Origin of the sequence: Nocardiopsis sp. NPDC006139, from assembly GCF_040614155.1 — a bacterium.
Lineage (GTDB): Bacteria > Actinomycetota > Actinomycetes > Streptosporangiales > Streptosporangiaceae > Nocardiopsis > Nocardiopsis changdeensis.
This window is the reverse complement of sequence record NZ_JBEXTT010000003.1, coordinates 286214-312310: the sequence shown is the minus strand read 5'-3', so window position 1 is coordinate 312310 and position 26097 is coordinate 286214. Positions and strand designations below refer to the sequence as shown.

The window sequence follows — 26097 nt, the reverse complement described above, 5'->3', positions numbered from 1 at the left end:
CGGGCGTCACAAAGGAATCGGTTGCATTGCAGATTCAATACTTTGGGAACTTTCCCGAAACCATCTGGTAAGTGGGGGGAACCGCGCGTGCCCTGCCCGTACGGCTTTCCGGTCCGGCCGACACGGTGGGTGCGCGGGCGGGCACAATGGCGGAATGGAGACACCACAGGTGGCGGAGGAGAAGGAGACGCTCGCCCGCGTCACGGGTGAGACGGGCGGAGACCTGGTGCTGCGCCGGGTGGGCGCGCACTACGAGATCTACAGCAACGGGGTGTTCCTCATGGACACCCGGGACGGCACCTCGGAGCGCGAGATGGTGCGCGCGAGCCTGGCGGCGCTGCCGCGGGGGCGCGGCCGGGCGCGGGTCCTCATCGGCGGCCTGGGGGTGGGCTTCTCGGCGCGGGAGGCGCTGGACGACCCCCGGGTCTCCCTGGTGGAGGTCGTCGAGCTGGAGCCGCAGGTCATCGCCTGGCACGACGGCGAACTGGGCGAGGCCGCGGGCTACGTGCACCGCGACCCCCGCTGCCGGGTGCACAACGCCGACATCGTCGCCTGGACGGAGGCGGCGGCCGGGCGGCCGCAGCGCTACGACGCGATCTGCCTGGACACCGACAACGGCCCGGACTGGACCGTGACCGAGGCCAACGGCCGGCTGTACCGGGCGGCGGGGCTGGACCTGCTCAAGGGGCTGTTGGCCCCGGGCGGGGTGCTGGCGTTCTGGAGCGCCAACCCGGTGGAGTCCTTCGAGGCCCTGCTGCGCGAGCGCTTCACCCACGTGGAGGCGATCGAGGTGACGGTGGCCCACAGCATCCCCGACACCGTCTACCTCGCCCGGGAGGCCTGACCGCGGAGCGGTTCCGGCCGCGGGACGCCGTGCCCGCCGCCGGGACCGCGGTCAGGGGGCGGGCACGGCGGGGGCCTCAGCCGCGGGAGGACATGAAGCGGGCGAACTCCTCCAGGGAGATGCGGGAGTCGCCGTCGGAGTCCATGGCGCTCACCGTTTCGGCGGCCTGCTCGTCGGTGCACTCGTCGCCGAGGTTGCGCATGAGGGCGACCAGCTCGGAGGCGGTGATGCGGCCGTCGCCGTCGGCGTCCACGAGGGCGAACGTGGCGGCGTACTCGGAGGTTTCGGGCATTGTCTCTCCCAGTCGGGGGTCCGTTGGTGCGGAAAGGCTACCGGTAGGACGAAGGGCCGCACCGGGCGGTTCTCGCACCGGGGCGGCCCTTCGTTCGGGGGGCGTGTTCAGGTCACTTGCCGACCGAGGCCCGGGAGCCGATCCAGCGGGCGATGACCGTGAACAGCAGCACCAGCACGAACAGGCACAGCGCCGCGCCCCACGCGCGGTCGATGCCCGCCTCGAACGGCTGGGCCGCACCGCGGTACAGCTGCATCGGCACGGCGCCCTGGGGGGAGCCCTGGAACGCGGTGACGATGATGCCGGTGCCGAACGCCGTCAGCAGCAGCGGCGCGGTCTCGCCGATACCGCGGGCGATCGCCAGCATCGAGCCGGTGGTCAGGCCCGGGGCGGCGGCGGGCAGCACCGTGTGGACGATGGTCTGCCACTTGCGGGCGCCCAGGCCGTAGCTGGCGTTGCGGATCTCGTCCGGGACCAGCCGCAGCATCTCCTCCGCCGAGCGTGTGACGATCGGCAGCATCATCACCGCGATCGCGACGGCGCCCACGAACGTGCCGAAGCCCATCGCCCCCCAGCCGATCACCAGCAGGCCGTAGACGAACAGACCCACGAAGATCGAGGGGATGCCGGTCATGACGTCGGTGAAGAACCGGATCGCGCCGGTCAGGCGGTTGGGGCCGAACTCCACGATGTACACGGCGGTGGCGATGCCGAACGGGATCGACATCGCGACGGCCAGCGCCATGATGTACAGCGTGCCGAAGAACCCGGCGGCGTAGCCGCCGCCCTCGCGCCGGGGCGGGGGCTCGGTGGCGGTGAAGAACTCCAGGTTCACCACGCCGATGCCGCGCCGGGTGACCTCGAAGATGATGAGGAACAGCGGGATCATCGCGAGGATCATCGCGCCGGTCAGGACGACCGTGGCCGCGCGGTTCTTGAACCGCCGGTAGCCGGTGCCGGGCGGACGCACGCTCAGCGGGACGTGCTGCGCCGGGGTCGGGGGTGTGGTGGTCGCGGTGCTCATACGGCGGCGTCTCCCGTGAACTGCCCCAGGCGCCACACGACGACGCGGGCCAGGACGTTGATGATCATCGTGACGAGGAAGAGGGCGACACCGATCGCCATCAGCGCCGTCCGGGTCTCCGGCGAGGACTCGCCGAAGGTCGCGGCGATGTGCGAGGCCATGCTGCTGCCGGCGCCGAAGAGGCTGGCGCCCCAGGACTGGGAGCCGCCGATCAGCATCAGGACGGCGATGGTCTCGCCGAGGGCGCGGCCCAGGCCCAGCATGGTCGCGGCGACGATGCCGGAGAAGCTGGCGGGCAGCACCACCTTGGTGATGACCTCCCACCGGGTGGAGCCCAGCGCGTAGCCGGCCATCTGCTGCTCCAGCGGCTGCACCACGATGACCTCGCGGATGATGGCGGTCATGATCGGCAGGATCATGATGGCCAGCACGATCCCGGCGGGGAAGTAGCCGACGCCGCGCACCGGGCCCTCGAAGAGGAAGAACCAGCCCAGGGTCGACTCGACCAGGTCGAAGAAGGGCCGCATCACGTTCGGCAGGAACCAGTGCAGGCCCCAGAGGCCGAAGATGACGCTGGGCACCGCGGCCAGCAGCTCCACCGTGTAGGAGAGCGGCTTGGCGATGCGGCGCGGGGCCATGTGGGTGAGGTAGACGGCGACCATGATGGACAGCGGCAGCGCGATGACGATCGCGATGGTCGCGGTGACCAGGGTGCCGTAGATGAACGGCCAGGCGCCGTAGGTACCGGTGATCTCGGTCCGGGAGCCGCCCGCCGTCCAGTCCTCCCCGAGGAGGAAGCCGAAGAAGCCCTCCTTGGCGAACACCGGCCAGGCCTCGGTGGTCGTCCGGACGACCATCAGCGCCAGGATGACCAGCACGACGGTCCCGCAGGCGGCGACCGTCCACTTGAAGATCGGGTCGGCCAGGCGCCCTCTGCCGGCCGACAAGGTCCTCCGTGGGGAGTCCTCGGGGGCCTGCGGGGCCTCGGGGGCCTCGGTGGACATGTGCTTCTCCTCTGTGGCTTTCGTGGGGAGTGGAGAGCGTCCCCGCCCCGGCACCACGGGGCGGAAGAGGGGTGGAAGGGCGGCGGCCGGGCCGGTCGGCCCGGCCGCCGCGGAGGGTCTCCGGGAGGGGGAGGGGAACCTCGCGCCTCGGGGAGGGGGCCGCGCTAGTTGGCGGAGTTGGTCTTCTCCAGCTCGGCGACGACGCGGTCGGTCAGGGCCTCGCCCAGGGGGGCGTAGCCCAGCTCGCCGGCGAGGTCGCGGGCGCTCTGGTCGGTCAGCGCCCAGGTCCAGAAGTCGATGATCGCGTCGGCGTTGGCCTGCTCGTAGCCGCAGGTGTAGGTGAAGATCCAGTTGGAGCCGGCGATCGGGTAGCCGTCACCGCCGACGTTGTCGATCGCGAACTGGAAGTTGTCCGGGACCTCGACCTCCTCGGAGGCGGCCATGGTGGCCTCCAGGGTGGGCTCGATCGGGGTGCCGTCCTCGTTCACGATGTGGGCGACGGCCAGTCCGGCCTCCTGGGCGTAGGACTGGTTGACGTAGCCGATACCGCCGGGGTTCTGGGTGATGCCCTGGGTGACGCCGTCGTTCTGCTGGCCGCCGACCAGGCCGTCGGCCCAGTCGAGCTCCTTGCCCTCGCCGTACTCGTCGGCCCAGGACTCGACCTCGGTGGACAGGTAGTGGCTGAACACGTAGGTGGTGCCGGAGCTGTCGGAGCGGTGGACCGGGATGATCTCGTCGCTCGGCAGTTCCATGTCGGGGTTGAGCTCGGCGATCGCCGGGTCGTCGAAGGTGGTGATCTCGCGGGAGTAGATCCCGGCGATCGTCTCGGCGTCCAGGACCAGGCCGTCCAGGGCCTCGTTGCTGAACGCGATGACCACGGCGCCGAAGACCACCGGGAACTGGACGGCCTCGCAGCTGCGGGCCTCCTGGGCGGCGGCCAGGTCCTCGTCGTCCAGGGGCTCCTCGGAGGAGCCGAAGTCGACGGTCTGCTCCAGGAACTGCTCCACACCGGCACCGGAGCCGACGCTCTGGTAGTTGATCTGGACGCCGGGCTGGACGTCCTGGTTGTAGGTGTAGATCAGGTCCTGGAAGAGCGGGTCGGGGAAGCTGGCGCCCGCGCCGGTCAGCGAAGCGCTGAGCTGCTCGGCGGCAGCGTCACCGCCGGTGTCACCACCGGTGTCGCCTCCGCCGCCGCACGCAGTGGCGAGCAGGGGGATGGCCGCCAGGACGGCGAGCTTGGAACGCCCGTTGCGCATGTCGAAGTTCTCCTCGTTGAATCACCGCTGTCGGGGCTGACGTGAAACGACGTTAAACGCGGAGAAAGTCGTGTCGCCATCGAAATGGCAGACCTTCGGTGGAAGTCGGGTGAATGGAGGGTGAATGGTGGTCACATTCCGGTAACGAGCGGCGTGTGATGGTTCTGTGTCCGGGGTGTCGCCGTGGCGAATCCCACTGTGATGACCTGCGGGTATGCCAAGTAGAGCGGGGAGTGCGGGGTCATCGCGCCGATATTGGGGATTTTTCGATCATTCACTTTCGCGTGCGTCTTCGAGAGAAGTGACGCGAACATGAACAAGGGGTCGCCCCGGACGTGCCGGGGGACCCTTGGAGAAAGTTCAGAGCATGCTTATCCGCCGTTCGCAGTGTCCAATCGGTAGCCGATTCCGCGCACGGTGTGGATGAACCTCGGACGGGCCTCGGAGTCACCCAGCTTGTGACGCAGCCGGCGGATGTGCACGGCGATGGTGTTGTTCACCGGGGGCAGCGGCTTGTGCCAGACCTCGGTCCACAGCTCCTCGCGGCTGACCACCCGGCCGTGGTGGCGCAGCAGGAAGTCCATGATCCCGAACTCCCGAAGCGCCAGGTCCACCGGATGGCCGTCCACGAACAGCCGGTGCCCCAGGGCGTCCAGCTCCAGGGCGCCCGAGCGCAGCGACGTGCCGGGGCCGGAGACGTGCTCCAGGGAGTGGTGGCCGTCCACCCCCGGCAGCGAGCCGCGCAGCAGCGCGGCCAGCTCCGGGATGCGGTAGGGCCGGTTGACGCAGGCGGTGGCCCCGGCGGCCAGCGCGCGCAGCGCGCGCTGGGAGTCGCCGGGGCCCACTCCGATGAGGATCGGGATGTCGGTCGCGCGCCGGGTCACCCGCACCAGCGTCTCCAGGTCGACCTCGGGCGGGGTGGCGCTGGTGACGATCGTGTCCGGGCGCAGCAGCCCCACCCGCAGCAGGGCCTCGGCCCCGTCGACGCACACGGTGATGTCCACGTCGTGGCCGCTGAGCGAGAGCACCAGCTGGTGCGACTGCTCCGACTCAGGCTCCACCAGCAGGACCCGCAGCGGGCCTTCCGCGCGCTCCACCGCGTCGTCCGGGGCGCCCGCGGGACGGGGGACGGACGTGGAGGCGGGGAGCGCGGTCATGGTCATGGTTCCACTTCGTCGGGGAGGGCGTGTCGAAGAGGTCTGCGGGGCTTTCCGATCAGCCGAAGCGGCCGGAGATGTAGTCCTCGGTGCGCTGGTCGGCCGGCTTGCTGAAGATGGTGGCGGTCTCGTCGAACTCCACCAGGCTGCCGTAGCGCTCGCCCTTCTCGTCGACGCCCGCGGTGAAGAACGCGGTGCGGTCGGAGACGCGCGCGGCCTGCTGCATGTTGTGGGTGACGATGACGATCGTGTACTCGGCCGCCAGCTCGTACATCAGGTCCTCGATCTTGAGCGTGGCGATCGGGTCCAGTGCCGAGCACGGCTCGTCCATGAGGATGACCTCGGGGTTCACCGCGACGGTCCGCGCGATGCAGAGGCGCTGCTGCTGGCCGCCGGAGAGGGCGAAGGCGCTCTCCTTGAGCTTGTCCTTGACCTCGTCCCACAGGGCGGCCTTGGTGAGGGTCTCCTCGACCAGGTCGTCCATGTTGCCGCGCATGCCGTTGATGCGGGGTCCGTAGGCGACGTTGTCGTAGATCGACTTGGGGAACGGGTTGGGCTTCTGGAAGACCATCCCGATGCGCCGGCGGACCTCGATGGGGTCGACGTGCGGGGCGTACAGGTCCTCGCCGTGGTACTCGACCTTGCCCTCGACGCGGGCGCCGGGGATGAGGTCGTTCATCCGGTTGAGCGTCCGCAGCACCGTGCTCTTGCCGCAGCCGGAGGGGCCGATCATCGCGGTGATCTGGCGCGGGCCGACCTTGAGGTCGACGTCGCGCACGGCCTTGTTGGAGCCGTAGTAGATGGAGAGGCCGGAGACGTCGAAGACGGGGTCTCCCAGCCCGGGCACCTCGCGGTTGTACCGGACGGTGTCGGGGGCGACTCCGCGACCGGAGTCGGTGCCACGAGTGGACGCGGTGTTGCTGATGGACATGGTGCCACTTCCGGGTCGGACGGTGCTTGCGGGCTCATGGGGGGTGAACCGCCGGGGCGCGGTCGAACCCATGCAAATATGTCCGGGTGAAGTGACGGTGAACGATCCCCGTGGCACGGATGAACGTGGGCGGTGGACTCGGATGTGTGATGACGCGGACCGTTGCCCACCGGTCACCGAACCGCACGGATCGGTTCCGCGGAGTCGGATCCGGCCTGGTGAGCGGCCGGAGGGGTCCGGACACGGCGGTGCCCCGGCCGCTGGGCCGGGGCACCGGTGCTCTGCGCGGGGCCGCCCGGTCAGGCGCCCGCTTCGCCGGACTGCTCGGCGATCTTCTGCCTGACCTCTTCCATGTCCAGCTCGCGGGCCTGGGTGATCAGGCTCTCCAGCGCCTCCGACGGCAGGGCGCCCGGCTCGCTGTAGATGACGGTCTGGTCCCGCACGATCATCAGGGTCGGGATGGACTGGATCTTGAACTCGAAGGCCAGCTCGCGCTGGGCCTCGGTGTCCACCTTGGCGTGCACGATGTCGGCGTTCTTCACCGAGGACTGCTCGAAGACCGGGGCGAACTGCCGGCAGGGACCGCACCAGTCCGCCCAGAAGTCGATGAGGACGAAGTCGTTGTCCTTCAGCGTGTCCGCGAAGTTGTCCTTGGTGAGTTCGACGGTGGCCACGGAATCTCCTGCATCTGTCGGTGTCGGACGGACCGGTCGGACCGGGCCGTCCTCCTCTTGGTGGACTACAGCGATCGTGCCCACTCGTTTGTTCCACATGCTCGCAGGGAGTACCCGGAGTCCGGACTGAACTGGAAGTTTCCTACACAACACGTGGTCAATACCTGTTTGGGTGGAAAGTGAAGATGGGGCTACGGTGGCGGGACAGGAGAGAAGAGGGGGACTCCGATGGGTGCTGACACGGCCGACGCGGACACCAAAGAGGGTGGAGACCCCGTCGACTACCGCTTCACCCTGGCCAACGAGCGCACCTTCCTCGCCTGGGTGCGCACCGCGCTGGCCCTGCTGGCCGGAGCGGTGGCCGTCCTGCACCTGCTCCCTCTGGGCTGGGATGCGGGGCCGCGCACGGTGGTCGGCCTGACCCTGGCCGTCCTGGCCGCGGTCATCACCGTCTACGCCCCGATGCGCTGGTACCGGGTCCAGCGCATCATGCGCGACGGCGGCACCCTGAGGATGAGCGTGCTGCCGCTGCTGACCACGTTCGCGGTGGGGCTGGTGTGCCTGGTGGTGCTTTTGGGGCATCTGTTGTGAGCAGTCCGATCGACCGGGAGGACCCGGGCCTACAGCCCGAGCGCACCCTGCTCGCGTGGCAGCGCACCCTGATCCTGCTGGTGGTGGTGGGGCTGCTGTTCCTGCGCGGCGAGCTGACCACCGGGGCGAACCCGATCCCCCAGGCGCCGCCCGTGGTCCGGATGGCGCTGATGATCGCCTTCCTGTTCGTCGCCGCCATCGTGGGCCTGCACCTGTGGCTGCGCTGGCGCCGCAGCCGCGAGGGCCTGCGCGATCCCGCCGGCACCGGCGGGCCGCCGCGCGCGGTGTCCGCGCCCTGGGCCATGGTCCTGCTGTGCGCGTCCGTCCTGGTGCTGGCCCTCGTCCAGATCGCGGCGGTGCTCGCCGGCTGACCGTGTCCCCGGTGCTCCCGTTCCGCGTGTCCGTGCCGGTGGCGGCCGGTGCCCGGGCTGCGACGGCGCGATGTGTGTCCCGGGTCGTGGCCGCGTCCTGCGCGTCCGCGCGCCCTCCGTGACCGGTGGCGGGTCGGCGTCAGTGTCTGCGGTCCGTCCGAGGACCGGACGGGGTCCCGGCGGGAGGGGCCACCGTCACGGCCCGTCCGCACCGCGGTCGGCCGCCGGTCCCGGAGGGCCGGGGCCCGTGCCTGCGGGCGGACGATCGTGTTCGCACGGTACGGGCGGTCGCCGCCCCCTGCGGGGCGCCGTCGTCTCTGCCGTCTCCCCGGGGCAGGGGGGAGAGCGGACCCCCTCGGCGGGGAGGTCTCCATGAGCGGGGATGGAGTGGGACGCCCTCGGCGGGCGAGAGGCGGGAGGTGTCCGCTCCGGACCCGGACCGGGCGGGAGCGGGCCGGTGCTAGGCGGGCTGCGGGACGGTGTCCTGCGCCCGGCGGTGCTCCACGATCGAGTTGATGATGGCGTTGAGGTCGCGGGTCGGCTCGTAGCCGATCAGGTCCTTGGCCAGCGAGGTGTCGGGGTAGCGGCGCTGCATGTCCTCGTAGCCCTCGCCGTAGGCCTCGTCGTAGTCGATGTAGACGATCTCGCTGTCCGAGCCGGTCAGCTCCACGACGCGGTCGGCCAGCCCCTTGATGGACACCTCCTCGTGCCCGCCCAGGTTGACCGCCCGGTTGTAGGCCGCCGGGGTGTCCATCAGCTCCAGCATGCCGGGCACCACGTCGAACACCGAGCCGAAGCAGCGGCGCTGCGTTCCGGTGCCGTAGACGGTGATGGGCCGGCCCGCGAGCGCCTGGTCGACGAACCGGGGCACGACCATGCCGTAGCGGCCGGTCTGGCGGGGCCCCACCACGTTGAAGAAGCGGGTGATCACGCACGGGACGCCGGACTCGGAGCCGTGCACGTAGGCCACCAGCTCGTCCAGCCCCTTGGCCGCGGCGTAGGACCAGCGGCTCTTGGTCGGCGAGCCGTAGATCCGGTCGTCGTCCTCCTTGAGCCCGTCGGCGTCGTTCTTGCCGTAGACCTCGCTGGTGGACGCGACCATGTAGGGCACCCGGTGGCGGACCGCGGCCTCCACCACGTTCTCGGTGCCGTGCAGGTTGATCCGCAGCGACCTCAGCGGCGCGTCGACGATGTTGTAGACGCCCACCGCCGCTGCCAGGTGGAACACCGTGTCGGCCTGCGAGACCAGGTCGTCGACCAGGTCCCGGTCCAGGATGTCCCCTTGTACGAAGCGGAACCCGGGTGAGCCCTCCAGTTGGACCAGGTTCTGTAGGGACCCGGTCGAAAGGTCGTCCAGGACGACCACCTCGTGCCCCTGTGCGACGAGGCGGTCGCACAGGTGGGAGCCGATGAAGCCGGCTCCTCCGGTGACCACAGCCTTCATGGTTTCCCCTCCATTTTCAGGCGTTGACTTGTTTCTTCACTGGGGAGATGACGCGAAATGGGATGGGTGGGGGGTTCCGGTGCCGGGGCGGGGCCCGGCGCCGCTCAGGCCAGACAGCGCAGGATGTGGAAGCCCTCGCCGAAGGCGACGCCGGCCTGCATGCCCCGCAGGACGGCCAGGCTGCGCAGGGTCAACTCCGAGCGGGTGTGCGGGTGCCGGTGGCTCTGCGACCCGTACAGCTCCATGCCGAGGAGTTTGTCCCCCACCTCCTTCTCGGACAGTTCCACGATGAGGTTGGGCGAGGGCGCCTGCTCCAGCCGCCACTGGTCGGCGGCCTCCTCGTAGGCGAGCACCAGGCGGGGGTGGTGGCGCAGCTCCCTGTCGGACGGGCGCAGGGCGGTGTGCACCGCCTCGGCCGTGGCCTGGTGGTCCTGGTTGTAGCTGGTCCGGTGGGGGGCGATGACCACGGTCGGGCGCAGCCGCGAGACGGCCAGCGGGCTGGTGCTCTCGATGATCTGGGTGAGCTCCACGCGGGGGACGGCGTCCAGCCTCAGGTGGTACTCGTCGCCGGGCAGCGCCATGTGCCAGTCGTCCCAGCGGAAGTGGTCGGCGACCTTCTTGATCTCCGCGTAGCGCTCCTCCGCGGTGGAGAAACCCTTCGGCGACTGGTCTGCGGTGTCCCCGACGGTCATGAACTGCACGAAGACCTCGGCGCCCTCGGCCTTGGCCTTGCTCATGAGGCCGCCGCAGCCGAGCGTCTCGTCGTCCGGGTGTGGTGCGAAGACCAGGATGCGTTCCTGGGACCAGTCCGTCGTCATGCTGGTTTCCCGTCCTTTACCGAGTGTTGGGGGCGCGCGCCCGCGAGCGGTGCGACTGCGGGGTGCCCCGGGTGACACGGCGGCCGCGGTGCCGCCACGGGGAGATCGGCTCGTGTGAGATCAGCTCTGTGCTCTCGCCCGACGGAGGATCTCCAGGGCGTCCGGACCCGCGTTGAGCAGCAGGTCGATCGCCGACAGCCGGGGGGCGAAGTCCTCGGGCTCCCGCTGGTGCTGGCGGTAGACCGGGTGCCGGAACCCCTGCCACTCGACGTCGATCCCGTAGCGGAGCAGGATCTGCGGGTCGAGGTAGCCCCGGGCCCCGTCGCCGGACAGCAGGACGTCCGCTCCGGTCTTCGCGCAGATCTGGGCCAGCAGCTCGGTCTTGCGGCCGGGGAAGTCACCGATCTCGCTCGCGCGCAGGACCGGCGTGTCGATGCCGAATCCGCGCATCACCATCCGCGTCGTGGCGATGGCCAGGGTCGCGAGGTCGTCCCACTCGGTCTCGTACAGGTGGGCGATTTCTTCCTTGTACTCGTTCCAGTAGGGCGTCTTGGGGTAACAGTGTTCTGCCAGTGCCTTGAGGTGCTTTGCCCTCCATTTCTGGTTGTTGTCAATCTCTTTGTCCAGAATGCGGTCGTCTCGACTGCCCTGGGTCACGGGAACCGTCAATAGCACCGGGTGGCCACGTCCGGCCACATAGTTCCGGTTCTGCCATCCGCGGCGCTCGAACTGCACCGTGTCGAGGAAGACGAAGAGGTCGCAACGGTCGAGTTTGTCGACCGTTCCCAGCCAGGGCAGGTAGTGCGGCTGGTGGATCGCCACCCGGACGCGTCGGTCCGGGGAGGTGTCCCGGCCGGTCAGCGGGCCGGAGCCGGGTTCTCGATCCGAGGCGGCGGGAGCAGGATCGGGTGATGGGGAAGCAGGGTCGCCGATCACGCCGGGCACTCTCCTTGTCTCCGTCCGTCTCGGAACACGTGGGCCCCCGCGTATCGGGGCCGTCCGGGGATAAACCGACGGCGCGTGCGCCCCCGGTCCCCGATCTCAAATATCTTCTAATGGGTACCACTTCACGCAAGCCCGTGTATACGATTTCCGTGGCCTACATAGGACGCGAACTCGGGTGAACCCCTCCAGGTGGCAGGGCGTCAACCTAACGCCGACTTAGCGGGTTATTGTCGGTCCGAAACCGCTGACTTTCGGGAGGGGTCCCAAGGCTGTGCGTATCGTGCGTTTCGTCGGCGGCCTGCTGATCGGGCTCATCGCCCTGGCACTTGCCGCCGCGCTCTTCGTCTTCTGGCTCGACTTCGCGACCGACATGGCCGCCGCGGCCGGACTCGGCCCCGTCGGGTACGTGTTCCTGTGGCTCGCCTTCGGCGCCAACCTTCTGCTCTGGACCGCCGTCGGGCTGCTGCGCCTGGGGGACGACTCCGTCCGCGCCGTGCTGCGGCGCGGCACCGCGGCCGACGAACGCCGGGCCGTCCGCTCCCGCGAGCGCGTCCTCGTCGGCGCCGGCGGCCCCTCCGGGGACGCCGGGACCGAGGGCGACCACGCCCCGGAGGCCGGGGACGGCCCCCGGGACGCCACCATCGCCGTGGTCATCCCCGCCCACAACGAGGAACCGGTCATCCACGGGGCCATCGGCTCGGCGCTGGGCCTGTTCCCCCGGTGGGACATCTACGTCGTGTCGGACTCCTCCAAGGACTCCACCGCCGAGATCGCCGCCAAGACCGGCGTCAACGTCCTGGAGCTGCTCACCAACCGCGGCAAGGCCGGGGCCATCGAGGCCGTCATCGAGGAGTTCGCGCTCACCGAGAACTACGACGGCGTGCTCATCCTCGACGCCGACACCGAGCTCGACAAGGGGTACGTCGACGGGGTCCGGCGCCAGCTGCGCGACCCCAAGGTCGCCGCCGTCGCCGGGTTCGTGGTGTCGGAGTGGAAGCCGCGGGAGCGGACCTTCGTCGGCCGGATGATCTCCGCCTACCGCGACCGCCTGTACTTCATGCTCCAGTACTTCATGCGGTTCGGGCAGACCTGGCGCGGCACCAACGCGTCGTTCATCGTCCCCGGCTTCGCCAGCGTGTACCGCAGCGAGGCGCTGCGGGAGATCGAGGTCAACCCCGAGGGCCTGGTCATCGAGGACTTCAACATGACGTTCGAGGTGCAGCACAAGCGCCTGGGGCGGATCTCGATGCGGCCGGACACCAAGGCCTACAGCCAGGACCCGTTCACGTTCTCCGACTACCGCAAGCAGGTGGGCCGGTGGACGCTGGGGTTCTGGCAGACGGTGCGCAGGCACGGGATCTGGCCCAGCACGTTCTGGGTGTTCCTCGGGCTGTACATCCTCGAGGTCGTGGTGGTCTCGGTCATCCTGCTGCTGACCACGGTCATCGCCGTGTTCGTCCTGATCGGCACCATCGCCGGGGAGGCGTTCGTGTCGGTGCCCCTCGTGGGGACGTCGTTCACGGCGGTCACGGCGTTCCTGCCGCTGACGGCGCTGGCCATGGGCCTGCTCATCCCCGACTACATGCTCACCTGCGTCATGGCCGCGATCCGGCGGCGGCCGTCGTACCTCGTGTACGGGCTGCTGTTCTTCCCGATCCGGGTGGTGGACGCCTTCATCACGCTTCGGATGATCCCGCGGGCCTGGACCGCCCGGTCGGACGGCCGGTGGGCCAGCCCCGACCGCGTCTCGAAGAAGTGACACCGTGCGGCGCGGGGGCGCCGCGCGGTGTGGGGGACGGCACGTGGCACCCCGGGGACGGCCGGTTTCGGACAGCGTTTAGCCTCGGGAAAGGGCCCCGGATCTCCGCGGGGTGCGAGACCGTCCGAGTGGGTGTGGAGCAACGGTGGACAAGAGCCGTGTGTCGTTGGGGTTGTACCGGGTGCTGGCCTATGTGACCGGTGTCTTCCTGCTGGGCCTGACCTTCGTGGCCATGCCTGCCAAGTACCTCATCGGGGAGACCGCGCGGTTCTCCCTGATGCCGGCGCCGTTCGGCCTGGACCACTGGTTCGGGCCCGAGTCGCCGCTGATGCTGTTCATCGCCATGCCGCACGGCTACATCTACATGGTGTACGTGCTGGTGGTGCTGTGGGTCGCCCTGGACCGCCGCTGGAGCGCGCCCAAGACGCTCGGTGTGGTGCTGGCCGGCACCATCCCGATCCTCGGCTTCGTGGTCGAGCACCGTGTCGTGAAGGCGGAGAAGGCGAAGGAGGCCGGGGCGGCCGCCCCGGCTCAGGAGCCCGCCGCCGCCGGCTGATCCCCGGGCCGTTCCCCCGGACCCGCGGCCTCCTCCGACCGGGCCCCCTCCGCCTCGGAGGGGGCCTTCGTGTCGTCGGACACCCGCGCGTCCGCCAGCTCGCGCCGCATCAGCAGGACCCAGAACACCAGCGCGGAGACGCCGAACATCGCCCACTGGAAGGTGTAGCTCAGGCTGCGCCAGTTGACCGTGAACCCGGTGGGCGGCTCGGGCGGCGGCACCGGCGTGAGGCCCTCGGCCGCCGGGTCGCCCTCGGGCAGGATGACGTACCCCTCGTAGAGGGGGTGGTCCCACTCGTTGACCAGCAGCGAGGTGGCGATCCGCTCCACCGTCCCGTCCTCGGTGGCGACCGGGGTGAACCCGCCGTCGGAGACCGGCGGCAGCAGCCAGCCGGTGACGGTCACCTCCCCGCCCGGGACCTCGGGGGCCGCGGCGCCCTCGGGGATCCAGCCGCGGTCGACGGTGACGGCCGCGCCGTCGTCGGTGACCAGCGGCAGGATGACGTCGTGGCCGCGGGCGCCGTCCTCGGTGCGCGGCACCAGCAGCGTCTCCTCGGGGGAGTAGCGTCCGGTGACGGTGACCGCCGTGTTGGCGAAGGTCTCCGGGTGCATGTACTCGCCGGGTTCGAGGAGGTCGTCCAGCGGCACGGCGCCGGCGAGGTCCTCCACCGGGTTGGTGATGACCTCGCGGTCCGGCTCGAAGGCGCGGACGAACTGCCAGGCGGTGCCGGCGACGCACACCACGGCGACCAGGAGGATGCCGAGGTGGATGCCGAGCCATCGGGGACGGAGCAGCGGTGATCTCACCCGACCAGGCTATGTGCGCCTCCGGAGGAGTCGGTCATGACCCCGGGTTGACACTGCACGCGGTGGCTTGGGCCGGTATCGACGGAGGAATGGCGATCACTTTAAGTAAGTTCTCGTGACAGAGGGTTGTCTACCGAGGTCGGGGTGGGTAGTGTCTCTATCAACGCGGAACGACAAAGTCGCTCCGGGGCCCCAGGGCCGCCGAGCGCACCGAGCCGCCCGCGTGCGGACCTTCCAGGCCGCGACTCCAGGGGGGAGGAGTCGCAGGCCGCTTCCCAGGCGAGGGGCGCTTCCGTACTTTGAGGGGGGATGCGGAAGCGGCCCTCGCCGCCTTCGTGCGGCGGGGTGCGCCTTCGGGCGCACCCCGTACGCATGCCCGGGGTCACCGCCCGGGGTCACTGTGCGGCGGTCGCGGCGCGGCGGGCCTGGGGGAGCGTGTAGGCGAGGGCGACGCCGAAGCAGGCGGAGAGGGTGACGCCCAGCAGCAGGTCGGTGAGGACGGCGGCGAAGCCCATGCCGACCGCCAATCCGAGGGAGAGTCCGAGGGTCCAGTCCGGGGAGGTGCTCTGTGTCTTCGTCATGTGCACCATCCTCGCCGCCGGGCCGCGGGGCCGGTAGGCGCCGTTGTCACCGGCCCGGGATGACGGTTGTCACCCCGGGCGCCGGCATCCCTCACATGTCCTGTTCGGGGGCGGTGCGGGGGCTCAGCCCATGGTCTTCTGGCCGTCGAAGGACTCGCGGATGATGTCGGCGTGGCCGCAGTGCTGGGCGGTCTCTCGGAGGATGTGCAGGAGCACGTCGCGGACCGACCAGGAGGCGCCCTGCTCGAACCACGGGGCCTCCGGGAGCGGGTGGCTCTTCTCCAGGTCGGGCAGGGAGAGGACGTACTCCTCGGTCGCGGCCGCGACGAGGTCGTAGCGGGCGAGGGTGCCCTCCAGGGTCTCGCCGTCCAGCAGGTTGAAGCTGTCGGCCTGCTCCTGCCAGGAGGCCGGGTCCTCGTAGTCGACCGGCTCGGCGGGCGGGCCGTCCTGGGCGAACCGGATCCAGTTCTCCTCCATCTGCGTCACGTGCTTGACCAGGCCCGCCAGCGTCAGCTCGCTGTCGGTGGTGCGCCGGGTGGCCTGGTGGTCGTCCAGCCCCCTGACCGCGAACCGCAGGAAGTCGCGCTGGTCCGCGAGCATCTTCAGGATGGAGGTGCGCTCGGTGTCCGTCGCCATCGTGGCCGCCTTCTCTCTTCGCCGTCTCGGTGGTACCACCCTAGAAAGCGTGGAGGTCAGGTTCTGTCCTCCACCGGCGGCGGATACCGGTGGCCTCCCGGCGCTTGCGGATACCCTGGCGTTCTGGCGACCCGGAGGCCCCATGACCATTCCGCTCCAGTACCGGATCGACGGACCGCGGCACGCGCCCGTCGTGCTGCTCGTGCCGCCGTTCGGCACCACCATGTCGGTGTGGGAGCCGCAGATGCCCGAGCTGACCCGCAACCGCCGGGTCCTGCGGATCGACCACCGCGGCCACGGCTCCTCGCCGGCCGCGGCCGGCTCGTGCGGCATCGAGGACCTCGCGCTGGACGTGCTGGCGCTGCTGGAGAAGCTGGACCTGGCACGGGTGTCGGCGGTGGGCGCCGGGTTCGCCGCCTCGCTGGTGGTGTGGATCGCCGCCAACTCGCCGCGCACCCTGGAGCGGATCGCCCTGCTGGCCGCGGCGCCGCGCACGCCCCCCGCGCACCGGTGGAGCCGGCTGGCGGACCGGGCGCGCGAGGCCGGGATGGAGTCGGTGCTGGCCGACGTGTCGCTGCCGTGGTTCACCCCCGACATGGGGCGGGAGCGCCCCGACGTGGTGGAGCGGTTCACCGACGAGCTGGGCCGGATCGACCCGGCGACGTTCGCCTCGGTGTGCGACGCGGTGCACGCGATGGACCAGCGGCACCTGGTCGCGGGCGTGCGGGTGCCCGCCCTGGTCGTGTCGGCCGCGCACGATCCCCTGCTGCCGCCCGGGCACGGGCGCAGGCTCGCCGACGGCATCGCCGACTCCCGGTTCGAGGTCGTCGCGGGAGCCGCGCACCTGCTCGGTGTGGAGCGGGCGGACCGGGTCAACGAGCTGCTGGTGGAGCACGTGGCCCCGTGACTCAGATGAGCGGGCGGCTGACCTCCAGCAGGTAGCCGTCCGGGTCGCGGAAATGGGCGGCGCGGATCCCCCACGCCGTCCAGTCGCGCGGCGCCATCACCTGGCGCGCCCCGGCGGCGACCAGCCGGGCGGCGGTGGCGTCCACGTCGTCCACCTCGAACACCACGGCCATGCGGTCCTGGTGGGGCAGTCCGGGGTCGGCCGTGTCGGTCTCCAGCGCCTCGGCCATGACCTCGCGCTGGTTGAGCGCCAGGCGGGTGGTGGAGTCCACGTCGAACTCGGCGTAGCGGCTGTGCTCGTCACCGCGCAGCACGGGGAGCTTGAGCACGTCGGAGTAGAACCGGAAGCAGGCTTCGTAGTCGTCGACCAGTAGGCGGATGTAGCTGCAGCGCATCTCGGGGGCCTCCCAGCGGGGTCTGCGGTCGTCGGCACCAGTGTGGCGCCTCGGGGTGACGCCCTTCCTGAGTATCCGTACCCGGTTTCCGGGTCCAGGGGGGTGCCGACACGGTGGCGGGGGGATTTCCCGCTGCCGTCCGGATGCGGCCACGCCCCTGCGCCGAACTGTGCCTTCGCCGGGGATAGTCCATGTGCGGCGGTCCGTACCATCTCTACTTTCAGATGTAGTGCTTGTTCTGTCTGATGTAGTACATGTACTATCAACCGCAGTAGAGAGACGATGAAGGAGGTGCGGCCATGGCGGAAGCCGGTGTGCGATCGGTGGCCCGAGAGGTGTCGTACGGGACCCCCGAGCCGGCCGCGATCACCGTTCGCGGCCTGCGCATGAACTACGGGGCCACCGAGGTCCTGCGCGGTGTCGACCTGACCGCCCGCCGCGGCGAGGTCGTCGCCCTGCTCGGCCCCAACGGGGCCGGCAAGACCACCACCGTCGAGATCCTGGAGGGCTTCCGGGCCCGTTCCGCCGGCGAGGTCGAGGTGCTCGGCTCGGACCCGGCCCGAGGCGACGAGCGCTGGCGGTCCCGGATCGGCGTGGTCATGCAGTCCTGGCGCGACCACGCCGCCTGGAGGGTGCGCGACCTCGTCGACCACTTCGGCCGCTTCCACGCCCCCTACTCCGAGCCCGGCCGCCCGCGCCCCTACGACACCGACGAACTGCTGGAGTCCCTGGGCCTGGCCGAGCACGCCCACAAGCGGCTGCGCACCCTCTCCGGCGGCCAGCGGCGCCGCGTCGACGTCGCCCTGGGCCTGGTCGGCCGCCCCGAGCTGCTCTTCCTCGACGAGCCCACCACCGGCCTGGACCCCCAGGCCCGGCGCGACTTCCACGAGCTGGTCCACCGGCTCACCGACGAGGACGACACCACCGTCCTGCTCACCACCCACGACCTGGCCGAGGCGGAGAAGCTCGCCGACCGCGTCCTCATCCTCGCGGGCGGGCGCATCGTCGCCGACGGCAGCGCGGACCGGCTCTCCTCCCTGGTCGGCATGCAGAGCGAGGTCACCTGGAGCGTCGGCGGGGAGCGCCACGTGCACGCCACCGACGCCCCGGCCCGGCACATCGCCGAGCTGTACCGGGTGCACGGGGACGGGATCACCGACCTCAAGGTCCTGCGCCCCTCGCTGGAGGAGGTCTACCTGGACCTGGTCCAGCGCTCCGAGTCCGGCGACGCCGAGCGCGCCGCCGCCGAGTTCGCCGAGGAGATCCGATGAACCCCACCGCCCACGCCGTCCGCACCGGGTTCTCGCGCGGCTGGACCGAGTTCAAGAACTCGTTCGCCAACGCGGGCGAGGTGATCGGCGGCTACTTCGCGATGCCCCTCGTCTTCGTCGCCCTCACCCTGTTCGTGGGGGACGACACGGTGGAGGGCGCGGACGTCCCGGTCGCCGCGATGATGATGACCGGCGGCGTGACGATGCTGCTGCTCATGCTCGGCACCGCCACGGTCGCCCAGGTCATCGGCAGCGAACGCGAGGACGGGACCCTGCTGCGGGCCCGCGTCGCGCCCAACGGGATGGTCGGCTACGCGGTGGCCAAGACCTGGCACCTCGTCACCATGTCCGCGGCCGCCATGGCGTTCATGCTGCTGCCCGGCCTCCTCCTCGTCGACGGGTTCGCCGTCCAGGGGGTGTCCGGCGTGTTCACCCTGCTCTGGGTGTCGCTGCTGTCCATGACCGCCCTCGCGCCGATCGGCGCGATCATCGGGGCCACCCTGAGCAACCCGCGCACCGGCGTCGGCGTGATCATGCTGCCCGTCATGGGGCTGACCATGGTCTCCGGGGTCATGTTCCCGATCTCGGTGATGCCCTCCTGGCTCCAGACGCTCGCCCAGGTCTTCCCCGTCTACTGGTCCGGCATGGGCGTGCGCGCCGCGCTGCTCCCCGAGGCCCACGCCGCCGCCGAGCTCGCGGGGACCTGGCAGCTGCCGCAGGCCGCCGGGGTTCTGGCACTGTGGTCCGTGGTCGGGTTCGTGGCCGCGCAGTGGGTGCTGCGCCGGATGACCCGCAAGACGTCGGGATCGAGGGTCCAGCAGGCCCGGGAGAAGGCGATGCAGCGTGCCTACTGAGGAGAAGAAGGGCGGGGGCGGCCGCCGCGGCAGGGCGGCGGCCGGACCGGCCGAGGCCATCTACAACCGCATCGCGATGCTGCGGGCGGAGCGGGACGTCTCGCGGCGCCAGCTCGCCGAGGCGCTCGGGGTGCACTACCAGACGGTGGGCTACCTGGAGCGGGGCGAGTACAGCCCCAGCCTCCACCTGGCCCTGAGGATCGCCCGCTACTTCGAGGTCCCGGTGGAGGTCGTGTTCTCCACCGAGCCGTTCCCCCGCATCGGCGGTTGAGCCGCCGCACCCGACCGCACCACCACGAAGGATCGCCATGTTCATCGGACAGCCGAACAGCCGGACCCAGGAGCGCATCCGCTCCATGATCGAGAACCCGCGGCGCCGGGCGTTCTGGGCGGCGCGCTCGCGCCGCCGCGCGGCGGTGGCCGTCTTCGTCGCCCTCACCCTGGCGGCGGCCCTCTTCCTCGCCCTGCCCCTGGTCGTCGGCGCCTCGCTGTCGTTCGCCGGGATCGCCGGGTTCGTCGGGCTGCTGCTCGTGAGCGCGGTGCTGTCGACCCACATCAACATCGCCGCCCGCTGGGTGGTGGGCTACCACGGCCTGGACGAGTTCCAGCGGGCGGAGATGGACCGGGCCACCCGCCTCGGCCACCACGTGACGGCCGCCCTGGCGACCCTGCTGGTCGCGGTGACCGCCGGGTTCGCCACGGCGGCGCCCGGAACGGACATGGGGGCCGAGCTGCCGCTGGCCGTGCTGGCGCCGCTGGTGGTGGTCACCACGATGGCCCACGCCGCGTTCCCGGCCTGCTACCTGGCCTGGACCCGCCCCGACGAGCTCCCCGACGACGAGGACTGACGGCCGGGACCCCGGCGCGAAAAGGAGCACCATGAACACCCCCCGCCGTTCTGCCGACCTGTCCGACACGATCCTTCTCGAGAAGCTCGAGGAGCCCGGTGCCCGGGCCGTCTGGGCCCGCCGTTCCACCCGCCTGCGCCTGGTCGCGCTGGTTCTGGCCCTGACCCTGCTCGGCACGGCCGCGTTCGCCGTCATGGTGACCGCGCGGACGGGCGCGCTCGTCATCGCTTCGGCGCTGGCGCTGATCGTTGTGCTGGCCCTCCACACGTCCTTCGCTCAGCGGTTGAACGCCGGAGCCCGCGTGCTCAGGGGCTACGAGCGGGTGGTGGACGAGCGCCAGCGCGCGGAGATCGACCACGCCCGAGCCCTGGGCCACACGGTGACCGGTCGGGCGATGGCGGCCCTGGTGATGCTGGGCGGGATCGCCCACCTGGTCGCCGGGGACGTCCTGGGCGCGGTGGTGGAGGTGCCGGTCGGCCTGGCCGCCGCAGTCGCGTGGGTCGTGCTGGCGCTTCACAACCTTTTCCCCGCCTGCCATCTGGCCTGGGTCCAGCCCGATGAGGAGTGACGGATTTCCCCGTCAGCGCCTTGCCGCGTGGCGCCGACCGGTAGAACGGGTGCTGTGCGCGTATTCACCGAGGCCGAAGCCTCGAAGTGCTTCTGGGACCTGCTCGCAGCGGTGGAGGGCGGGGAGGTTGTGACCGTCACCCGTGAGGGCCGTCCCGTCGCCGAGATGTCGAAATACCGTCGGTGTGCGCTCACCGCCGGATCCGCGGAGCGACCTGGCGGGGAGCGCACGGACGGGGCCGGTCACCAGATGTCGGGGCCGGCCCAGCCGTAGGTGTCGCGGTGGGAGACGGCGGCGAGCTCGTCCTCGGAGAGGACGCGGGGCTCGCCGAGCCGGCGGGCGCGCAGGTAGGCGGCGCACAGCCAGTCGAGCAGGCGCAGGTTCTCCAGGGCGTGCTCCAGGCCCCGGCCCAGGGCGACCCCGCCGTGGTCGGCCAGCAGCGCGGCGTCGCGGCCCTTGAGGGCCTTGACCGCCTGGTCGGCGATGTCGCCGCTGCCGTAGAGGGTGTACGGGGTCACCGCGATCGCCCCGCCCAGGGCCGCGGCGCGGTGGTGGATCGGCGGCAGTTCGGCCAGCACCGAGGACACGGCGACGGTGTCGGCCGTGAACGCGTTGACCACGGCGCTCGTCTCCCGCCCGTGGTCGGCGGCCCGCCGGTGCACGGCCATGTGCAGGGTGGTCTCGGCCGCCGGGTCGCGGCGGCCCTCCAGCATCCGGTCGTCCAGCGCCATCACCGGGCAGTCGGCGGGCTGGACCTGGTCCAGGGGGACCCCGTGCGGGGTGACGACGACCAGGTCCCCGTTGCGGACGCTGAGGGTGGCGGATTCGCCGGGGGCGATACCGGGGAGTGCGGCGAGGGTCCGGGCGGCCAGGCAGACGTCCCGTCGTTCCTGCTCCAACAACATCTGGCGACTTCCTCGAGGGTGCGCGGTCGGACCCTGGGCGGGCCGTCGGTGCCGGACGCCCGTGAGCCGGGCGAACCACTTAGGTACACCTAAATGTACGTCAAAGTCTCTTCCCCGTATTCCCCAGGCCCGGGCGTGGGCTCCGCCCCCGACCGCCGCGGCGTGTGGTTCCTTACGCCTGGGTCACGTGGTGCGGACCACGGGTGACGACGCCTCTTGCGGTCATTCGCGCTGTTCAGGGCCTGTTCGTGGGCATTGTGACGCAGGTGCCCCATGGGGAGAGGTTGTTTGTGACCAGCGAACGAGGGCACACCGGGCCCGTGAACGAACGGCATGACACCCTCCCCGAGGCGCCCTACCTGGCGCCCCCGGGCTCGACCCGCGCCACCAGCATCCACATCGACGGGCAGTGGCGGGCCGCCCGCGACGGCCGGGTGCGGGAGATCATCGACCCCGCCGACGCGTCGGTGCTGACCGTCGTCAGCGAGGGCGGCCGGGCCGACACCGAGGACGCGATCGCCGCCGCCGGGCGGGCCTTCGCCGGCCCGTGGCGCGGCACCGCGGCGGGCGAGCGCGCCCGCCTGCTGGAGCGCATCGCCGACCTCCTCCAGCGGGACCGGGCCGACATCGCCCTGGCGGAGTCCCTCGACACCGGCAAGACGGTGGAGGAGGGCGGCATCGACGTCGACGACGTCACCGGGGTCTTCCGCTACTACGCGGGCCTGGCCGACAAGGACGCCGGCCGCCTGGTGTCCGCGCCCGAGGGGGTGCAGAGCCGGATCGTGTACGAACCCGTCGGTGTCTGCGGCCTCATCACCCCGTGGAACTACCCGCTGCTCCAGCTCTCCTGGAAGCTCGCCCCGGCCCTGGCCGCCGGGAACACCTGCGTGATCAAGCCCACCGAGGTCACCCCCGTCACCAGCCTCAAGCTCATGGAGCTGGTGGTGGAGGCGGGCGTCCCCGCCGGGGTTGTCAACCTGGTCACCGGCAGCGGGCCCGAGGCGGGCGCGCCCCTGTCGGAGCACCCCGGCGTGGACCTGGTGTCCTTCACCGGCGGCCTGGCCACCGGCCGGCTGATCATGGCCGCCGCCGCGCCCACGGTCAAGAGGGTCGCGCTGGAACTGGGCGGCAAGAACCCCAACATCGTCTTCCCGGACGTGGACCTGGACACCGCCGTGGACCATGCCCTCTCCGCCGCGTTCTTCCACTCCGGCCAGGTCTGCTCGGCCGGGGCCCGGCTCATCGTGCACGAGGACGTCCACGACGCCTTCACCGCCGAGCTGGCCCGCCGCGCCGACGCCATCCGCATCGGTCGCGGCCAGGACGAGGGGGTGCGCTGCGGCCCGCTGGTGTCGGAGCGGCACCGCGCCAAGGTCGAGGCCGCCGTCGCCCGCGGCGTCGAGGAGGGCGCGCGCATCATCGCGGGAGGCAAGCGCCCCGACGAGCCCGGGCTCCGGGACGGCTACTTCTACCGCCCCACCGTGTTCGTCGACTGCGACCGCTCCATGGACATCGTGCAGACCGAGGTGTTCGGCCCGGTCGTCACCGTCGAGCGCTTCCGCACCGAGGAGGAGGCGATCGCCCTGGGCAACGACACCGACTACGGGCTCTCCGGCGGCGTGTGGACGGACGACACCGCGCGCGGCGAGCGCGTGGCGGCGGCCCTGCGCCACGGCACCGTCTGGATCAACGACTACGGCCCCTACTTCCCCGGAGCCGAGTGGGGAGGCTTCGGCCGCAGCGGCATCGGCCGCGAACTCGGCCCGTCCGGGCTCGCCGAGTACCGGGAGGCCAAGCACATCTACCGCAACCTGGCACCCGAACCGCAGCGCTGGTTCGGCTGACCGCGAAGGCACGGGCCGGTTTCCCCGCCATCCCCCGGCAGAACAACGAGAGGAATCACGCCGTGTCCCACGACCGGACCTACGACTACGTGATCGTCGGCGGCGGCACCGCGGGGTCGGTGCTCGCCGACCGCCTCACCGAGGACCCCGACACCACCGTCTGCCTGATCGAGGGCGGCCCCGACGACCGGGACCTGGAGCACGTGCTCCGCCTGCGCGACTGGCTGGGCGTCCTCGACGGCGACCTCGACCTGAAGTACACGACCACCGAGCAGCCCCGCGGCAACTCGCACATCCTCCACTCGCGGGCCCGCGTGCTGGGCGGGTGCTCCTCCCACAACACGCTCATCAGCTTCCGGCCCTTCGCCGAGGACCTCGACGACTGGGTGGCCGCCGGGGCCGAGGGCTGGGACAACGCCACCGTGCAGTCCTACGCCGACCGGATCAAGTGCAACATCGTCCCGGTCGCCGACAAGGACCGCAACACCATGGTCCGCGACTGGGTGGAGTCCGCGGCGAAGGCCGCCGGGGTCCCGGTCGTCGAGGACTTCAACGCGCTGACCTCGCACGGCGGCGGGTTCTCCGGGGGCGCCGGGTTCCTGTCCATCGCCTACGACCCCTACACCGGGTACCGCTCCTCGGCGTCGGTCGCCTACCTGCACCCGGTCATGGACGTGCGCGACAACCTCACCGTCCTATTGGAGACCTGGGTGGACAGGGTCGTCCTGGACGGGGACCGCGCCACCGGGGTGGAGGCGACGGACGGGGACGGGACCCGTGTCTCGGTGTCGGCGCGGCGCGAGGTGATCCTGTGCGCGGGCGCCGTCGACACGCCCCGGCTGCTGCTGCTCTCCGGCGTCGGCGACACCGCGCACCTGCGCGAGGTCGGGGTGGAACCCCGCCACGACCTGCCGGGCGTGGGCGAGAACCTGCTCGACCACCCCGAGTCGATCATCATGTGGAGGACGAGCAGGCCGGTCCCGCGGAACACGGTGATGCACTCCGACGCCGCGCTGTTCGTCCGGCGCGACGGCTCCGATCCGCGCCCGGACCTGATGTTCCACATCTACCAGGTCCCCTTCGACGACAACACGAAGCGGCTGGGCTACACCTCCCCGCCCGACGGATACGCGGTCTGCATGACCCCGAACATCCCGCGCTCGCGCTCGCGCGGCCGCCTCTACCTGACCAGCGCGGACCCCCGGGACAAGCCCGCCCTGGACTTCCGGTACTTCACCGACCCCGACGGCTACGACGAGCGGACCATCGTCGACGGCCTCAAGCTCGCCCGGAGGGTGGCCGAGGCCGAGCCGTTCCGCTCCTGGATCGAGGCCGAGGTCGCCCCCGGCCCCGGGGTGCGGACCGACGAGGAGCTGTCGGAGTACGGCCGCCGCGCCGCCCACACCGTCTACCACCCGGCGGGCACCTGCCGGATGGGCGCCGCCGACGACCCGATGGCCGTGGTCGACCCGCGGCTGCGGGTGCGGGGCCTGCGCGGGCTGCGGATCGCCGACGCGTCCGTCTTCCCGACCCTGCCCACTCCCAACCCCATGGTCACGGTCCTGGCCCTGGGCGAGCGCGCCGCCGACCTGGTGCGCGAGGACCACCGCCGCGAGGAGGCCCGATGAGCGCCCCGACGACCGAACCCGCCACGCCGCCGGGCGGCGGGCGGGACGTCACCTTCTCCGTCCGCAACCTGTGGAAGATCTTCGGCAGGAACGCCGACACCGTCATCGGCAGCGGGCTGGAGCGGGCCGACCGGGACCGGATCAGGGAGGAGACCGGCTGCACCGTCGCTGTGCGCGACGTCTCCTTCGACGTCCGGCCCGGTGAGATCTTCGTGGTCATGGGCCTGTCCGGCTCGGGAAAGTCCACGCTCATCCGCTGCCTGACCCGCCTGATCGAGCCCACGTCGGGGCAGGTCCTGCTCGACGGCGAGGACATCGGCGAGGCCACCCCGCAGCGGCTGCGCGAGCTGCGCCGCCACAAGATCGCCATGGTCTTCCAGCACTTCGGGCTGCTGCCCAACCGCAGGATCATCGACAACGTGGCCTACGGCCTGGAGGTGCGCGGCATGGCGCGCCCCGAACGCTACGAGCGGGCCGAGCAGATGATCGGCATGGTCGGCCTGTCGGGCTACGAGGACTCCCGGCCGGGCGAGCTGTCCGGCGGCATGCAGCAGCGCGTCGGCCTGGCCCGCGCGCTGGCGGTGGACCCCGAGGTGCTGCTGTTCGACGAGCCGTTCAGCGCCCTGGACCCGCTCATCCGCCGCGACATGCAGCAGGAGGTCGTCCGGCTCCAGCGCGAGCTGGCCAAGACCTCGGTGTTCATCACCCACGACCTCCAGGAGGCGCTCAAGCTGGGCGACCGCATCGCCATCATGCGCGACGGCGAACTCGTCCAGGTGGGAACCCCGGAGGAGGTGGTGGGGCGGCCGGCCGACGCGTACGTCGCCGACTTCACCTCCGACGTCGCCCGCACCACCGTGCTCACGGCCCGCTGGCTGGTGCGCGACCCCTTCCCCGAGGAGAGCACCGACGGGCCGGTGACCGAACCCGGCACCGTGCTGGCGGAGGTGCTGCCGATGCTCGCCGCCAGCACCGCCCCGGTTCGGGTGGTGGAGGACGGCCGGCTGCTCGGCTACGTGGGCCGCGACGACGTGCTGCGCGCCATCGCCGAGGACCAGCTGGCCGACGCCTCCGTGGCCGCCGCCATCGAGGAGGAGACGGTGGGCGAGCTGTCCGAGGACCTCGTCGACCACGGCTCCGACAACCCCGCGGCCGACACCGCCCCGGACGGCCCGCATGGCCCCACCGG

28 protein-coding genes and 1 pseudogene are annotated in these 26097 nt (G+C 71.2%); 14 read left to right on the top strand and 15 right to left on the bottom strand.

Annotation, left to right across the window (positions count from 1 at the left end; genetic code table 11):
* Positions 1–154: 154 nt before the first annotated feature.
* The gene (locus ABZ249_RS05790; RefSeq protein WP_220564286.1) at positions 155–844 is read left to right on the top strand and encodes a spermidine synthase; all 690 of its coding nucleotides are present in this window, start codon (positions 155–157) and stop codon (positions 842–844) included.
* 76 nt (positions 845–920) lie between these two features.
* Here ABZ249_RS05790 and ABZ249_RS05785 read toward each other — a convergent pair whose 3' ends face one another.
* The 7 genes from ABZ249_RS05785 to trxA all read right to left on the bottom strand — a co-directional run bounded on the left by ABZ249_RS05785 (position 921) and on the right by trxA (position 7182).
* Positions 921–1136 (bottom strand): EF-hand domain-containing protein, encoded by a 216-nt coding sequence (locus ABZ249_RS05785; RefSeq protein WP_220564287.1) that lies wholly within the window; start codon positions 1134–1136, stop codon positions 921–923.
* Between the two features lie 112 nt (positions 1137–1248).
* Complete coding sequence (gene pstA / locus ABZ249_RS05780; protein ID WP_355257765.1) at positions 1249–2160, bottom strand: phosphate ABC transporter permease PstA; 912 nt, start codon at positions 2158–2160, stop codon at positions 1249–1251.
* A complete protein-coding gene (pstC, locus tag ABZ249_RS05775) occupies positions 2157–3164 on the bottom strand; it encodes a phosphate ABC transporter permease subunit PstC (RefSeq protein ID WP_220564289.1) in 1008 nt (335 codons plus the stop codon). The genes pstA and pstC overlap by 4 nt, the downstream gene beginning before the upstream one ends.
* Before the next feature lie 164 nt (positions 3165–3328).
* Positions 3329–4420, bottom strand: a complete 1092-nt coding sequence (pstS, locus tag ABZ249_RS05770) for a phosphate ABC transporter substrate-binding protein PstS (protein ID WP_220564290.1) — start codon at positions 4418–4420, stop codon at positions 3329–3331.
* Positions 4421–4791: 371 nt separating this feature from the next.
* Positions 4792–5577 carry a response regulator transcription factor gene (locus tag ABZ249_RS05765; protein WP_220565451.1) on the bottom strand — a complete coding sequence of 262 codons (786 nt, stop codon included), beginning with the start codon at positions 5575–5577 and terminating at the stop codon, positions 4792–4794.
* A 58-nt stretch (positions 5578–5635) separates the two neighbouring features.
* Complete coding sequence (gene pstB / locus ABZ249_RS05760; protein WP_355257761.1) at positions 5636–6508, bottom strand: phosphate ABC transporter ATP-binding protein PstB; 873 nt, start codon at positions 6506–6508, stop codon at positions 5636–5638.
* 299 nt (positions 6509–6807) lie between these two features.
* Positions 6808–7182 (bottom strand): thioredoxin, encoded by a 375-nt coding sequence (trxA, locus tag ABZ249_RS05755; RefSeq protein WP_220564292.1) that lies wholly within the window; start codon positions 7180–7182, stop codon positions 6808–6810.
* Between the two features lie 228 nt (positions 7183–7410).
* On the opposite strand from trxA, the gene ABZ249_RS05750 reads away from it, so the two are divergent.
* Together ABZ249_RS05750 and ABZ249_RS05745 are read left to right on the top strand one after the other, a co-directional pair.
* Positions 7411–7773, top strand: coding sequence for a DUF202 domain-containing protein (locus ABZ249_RS05750; RefSeq protein ID WP_220564293.1), 363 nt, complete (start codon positions 7411–7413; stop codon positions 7771–7773).
* The gene (locus ABZ249_RS05745) at positions 7770–8144 is read left to right on the top strand and encodes a DUF202 domain-containing protein (RefSeq protein ID WP_355257756.1); all 375 of its coding nucleotides are present in this window, start codon (positions 7770–7772) and stop codon (positions 8142–8144) included. The genes ABZ249_RS05750 and ABZ249_RS05745 overlap by 4 nt, the downstream gene beginning before the upstream one ends.
* A 460-nt stretch (positions 8145–8604) precedes the next feature.
* On the opposite strand, the gene ABZ249_RS05740 is transcribed toward ABZ249_RS05745, so the two are convergent.
* From ABZ249_RS05740 to ABZ249_RS05730, 3 genes are all read right to left on the bottom strand, one after another.
* Positions 8605–9588: an SDR family NAD(P)-dependent oxidoreductase gene (locus ABZ249_RS05740; RefSeq protein ID WP_355257753.1), complete on the bottom strand. Its 984-nt coding sequence runs from the start codon at positions 9586–9588 to the stop codon at positions 8605–8607.
* Between the two features lie 104 nt (positions 9589–9692).
* Positions 9693–10406 carry a PIG-L family deacetylase gene (locus ABZ249_RS05735; RefSeq protein ID WP_220564296.1) on the bottom strand — a complete coding sequence of 238 codons (714 nt, stop codon included), beginning with the start codon at positions 10404–10406 and terminating at the stop codon, positions 9693–9695.
* Positions 10407–10526: 120 nt separating this feature from the next.
* Entirely contained in the window at positions 10527–11228 is a 702-nt protein-coding gene (locus tag ABZ249_RS05730; protein ID WP_355257951.1) for a WbqC family protein, read from the bottom strand.
* 394 nt (positions 11229–11622) lie between these two features.
* On the opposite strand from ABZ249_RS05730, the gene ABZ249_RS05725 reads away from it, so the two are divergent.
* Entirely contained in the window at positions 11623–13110 is a 1488-nt protein-coding gene (locus tag ABZ249_RS05725) for a glycosyltransferase family 2 protein (protein WP_355257749.1), read from the top strand.
* Between the two features lie 145 nt (positions 13111–13255).
* The gene (locus tag ABZ249_RS05720; protein ID WP_355257746.1) at positions 13256–13666 is read left to right on the top strand and encodes a DUF3817 domain-containing protein; all 411 of its coding nucleotides are present in this window, start codon (positions 13256–13258) and stop codon (positions 13664–13666) included.
* Here ABZ249_RS05720 and ABZ249_RS05715 read toward each other — a convergent pair.
* The 3 genes from ABZ249_RS05715 to ABZ249_RS05705 all read right to left on the bottom strand — a co-directional run bounded on the left by ABZ249_RS05715 (position 13642) and on the right by ABZ249_RS05705 (position 15689).
* Positions 13642–14472, bottom strand: coding sequence for an SURF1 family protein (locus ABZ249_RS05715; RefSeq protein ID WP_355257743.1), 831 nt, complete (start codon positions 14470–14472; stop codon positions 13642–13644). The two genes, ABZ249_RS05720 and ABZ249_RS05715, sit on opposite strands and share 25 nt — an antisense overlap.
* Before the next feature lie 395 nt (positions 14473–14867).
* Positions 14868–15053 carry a hypothetical protein gene (locus tag ABZ249_RS05710; RefSeq protein ID WP_255646955.1) on the bottom strand — a complete coding sequence of 62 codons (186 nt, stop codon included), beginning with the start codon at positions 15051–15053 and terminating at the stop codon, positions 14868–14870.
* Between the two features lie 123 nt (positions 15054–15176).
* A complete protein-coding gene (locus ABZ249_RS05705; protein ID WP_220564302.1) occupies positions 15177–15689 on the bottom strand; it encodes a DinB family protein in 513 nt (170 codons plus the stop codon).
* A 142-nt stretch (positions 15690–15831) separates the two neighbouring features.
* On the opposite strand from ABZ249_RS05705, the gene ABZ249_RS05700 reads away from it, so the two are divergent.
* Entirely contained in the window at positions 15832–16596 is a 765-nt protein-coding gene (locus ABZ249_RS05700) for an alpha/beta fold hydrolase (RefSeq protein WP_220564303.1), read from the top strand.
* A gap of 1 nt (position 16597) precedes the next feature.
* Here ABZ249_RS05700 and ABZ249_RS05695 read toward each other — a convergent pair whose 3' ends face one another.
* Positions 16598–16990, bottom strand: coding sequence for a VOC family protein (locus tag ABZ249_RS05695; RefSeq protein WP_220564304.1), 393 nt, complete (start codon positions 16988–16990; stop codon positions 16598–16600).
* A gap of 386 nt (positions 16991–17376) precedes the next feature.
* On the opposite strand from ABZ249_RS05695, the gene ABZ249_RS05690 reads away from it, so the two are divergent.
* From ABZ249_RS05690 to ABZ249_RS05670, 5 genes are read left to right on the top strand one after another with little or no spacing between them, the layout of a single operon-like run.
* Entirely contained in the window at positions 17377–18261 is an 885-nt protein-coding gene (locus tag ABZ249_RS05690) for an ABC transporter ATP-binding protein (protein ID WP_355257948.1), read from the top strand.
* Positions 18258–19115, top strand: a complete 858-nt coding sequence (locus ABZ249_RS05685) for an ABC transporter permease (protein ID WP_355257738.1) — start codon at positions 18258–18260, stop codon at positions 19113–19115. Before ABZ249_RS05690 ends, ABZ249_RS05685 begins: the two co-directional genes overlap by 4 nt.
* Complete coding sequence (locus ABZ249_RS05680; RefSeq protein ID WP_355257735.1) at positions 19105–19386, top strand: helix-turn-helix transcriptional regulator; 282 nt, start codon at positions 19105–19107, stop codon at positions 19384–19386. Before ABZ249_RS05685 ends, ABZ249_RS05680 begins: the two co-directional genes overlap by 11 nt.
* A 37-nt stretch (positions 19387–19423) precedes the next feature.
* Positions 19424–19963 carry a hypothetical protein gene (locus tag ABZ249_RS05675; protein ID WP_355257733.1) on the top strand — a complete coding sequence of 180 codons (540 nt, stop codon included), beginning with the start codon at positions 19424–19426 and terminating at the stop codon, positions 19961–19963.
* A 31-nt stretch (positions 19964–19994) separates the two neighbouring features.
* Entirely contained in the window at positions 19995–20531 is a 537-nt protein-coding gene (locus tag ABZ249_RS05670) for a hypothetical protein (RefSeq protein WP_355257730.1), read from the top strand.
* Positions 20532–20773: 242 nt separating this feature from the next.
* Here ABZ249_RS05670 and ABZ249_RS05665 read toward each other — a convergent pair whose 3' ends face one another.
* Entirely contained in the window at positions 20774–21436 is a 663-nt protein-coding gene (locus ABZ249_RS05665; RefSeq protein WP_355257727.1) for a class II aldolase/adducin family protein, read from the bottom strand.
* Positions 21437–21756: 320 nt separating this feature from the next.
* Here ABZ249_RS05665 and ABZ249_RS05660 point away from each other — a divergent pair, with 320 nt between their 5' ends.
* The 3 genes and pseudogenes from ABZ249_RS05660 to ABZ249_RS05650 all read left to right on the top strand — a co-directional run.
* Positions 21757–23280 carry an aldehyde dehydrogenase family protein gene (locus tag ABZ249_RS05660; RefSeq protein WP_355257724.1) on the top strand — a complete coding sequence of 508 codons (1524 nt, stop codon included), beginning with the start codon at positions 21757–21759 and terminating at the stop codon, positions 23278–23280.
* 62 nt (positions 23281–23342) lie between these two features.
* Entirely contained in the window at positions 23343–24908 is a 1566-nt protein-coding gene (locus ABZ249_RS05655; RefSeq protein WP_355257721.1) for a GMC oxidoreductase, read from the top strand.
* Positions 24905–26044 (top strand): annotated as a pseudogene (locus ABZ249_RS05650) (glycine betaine/L-proline ABC transporter ATP-binding protein); the annotation flags it as partial. The gene ABZ249_RS05655 and the pseudogene ABZ249_RS05650, both read left to right, overlap by 4 nt.
* Between the last annotated feature and the right edge of the window lie 53 nt (positions 26045–26097).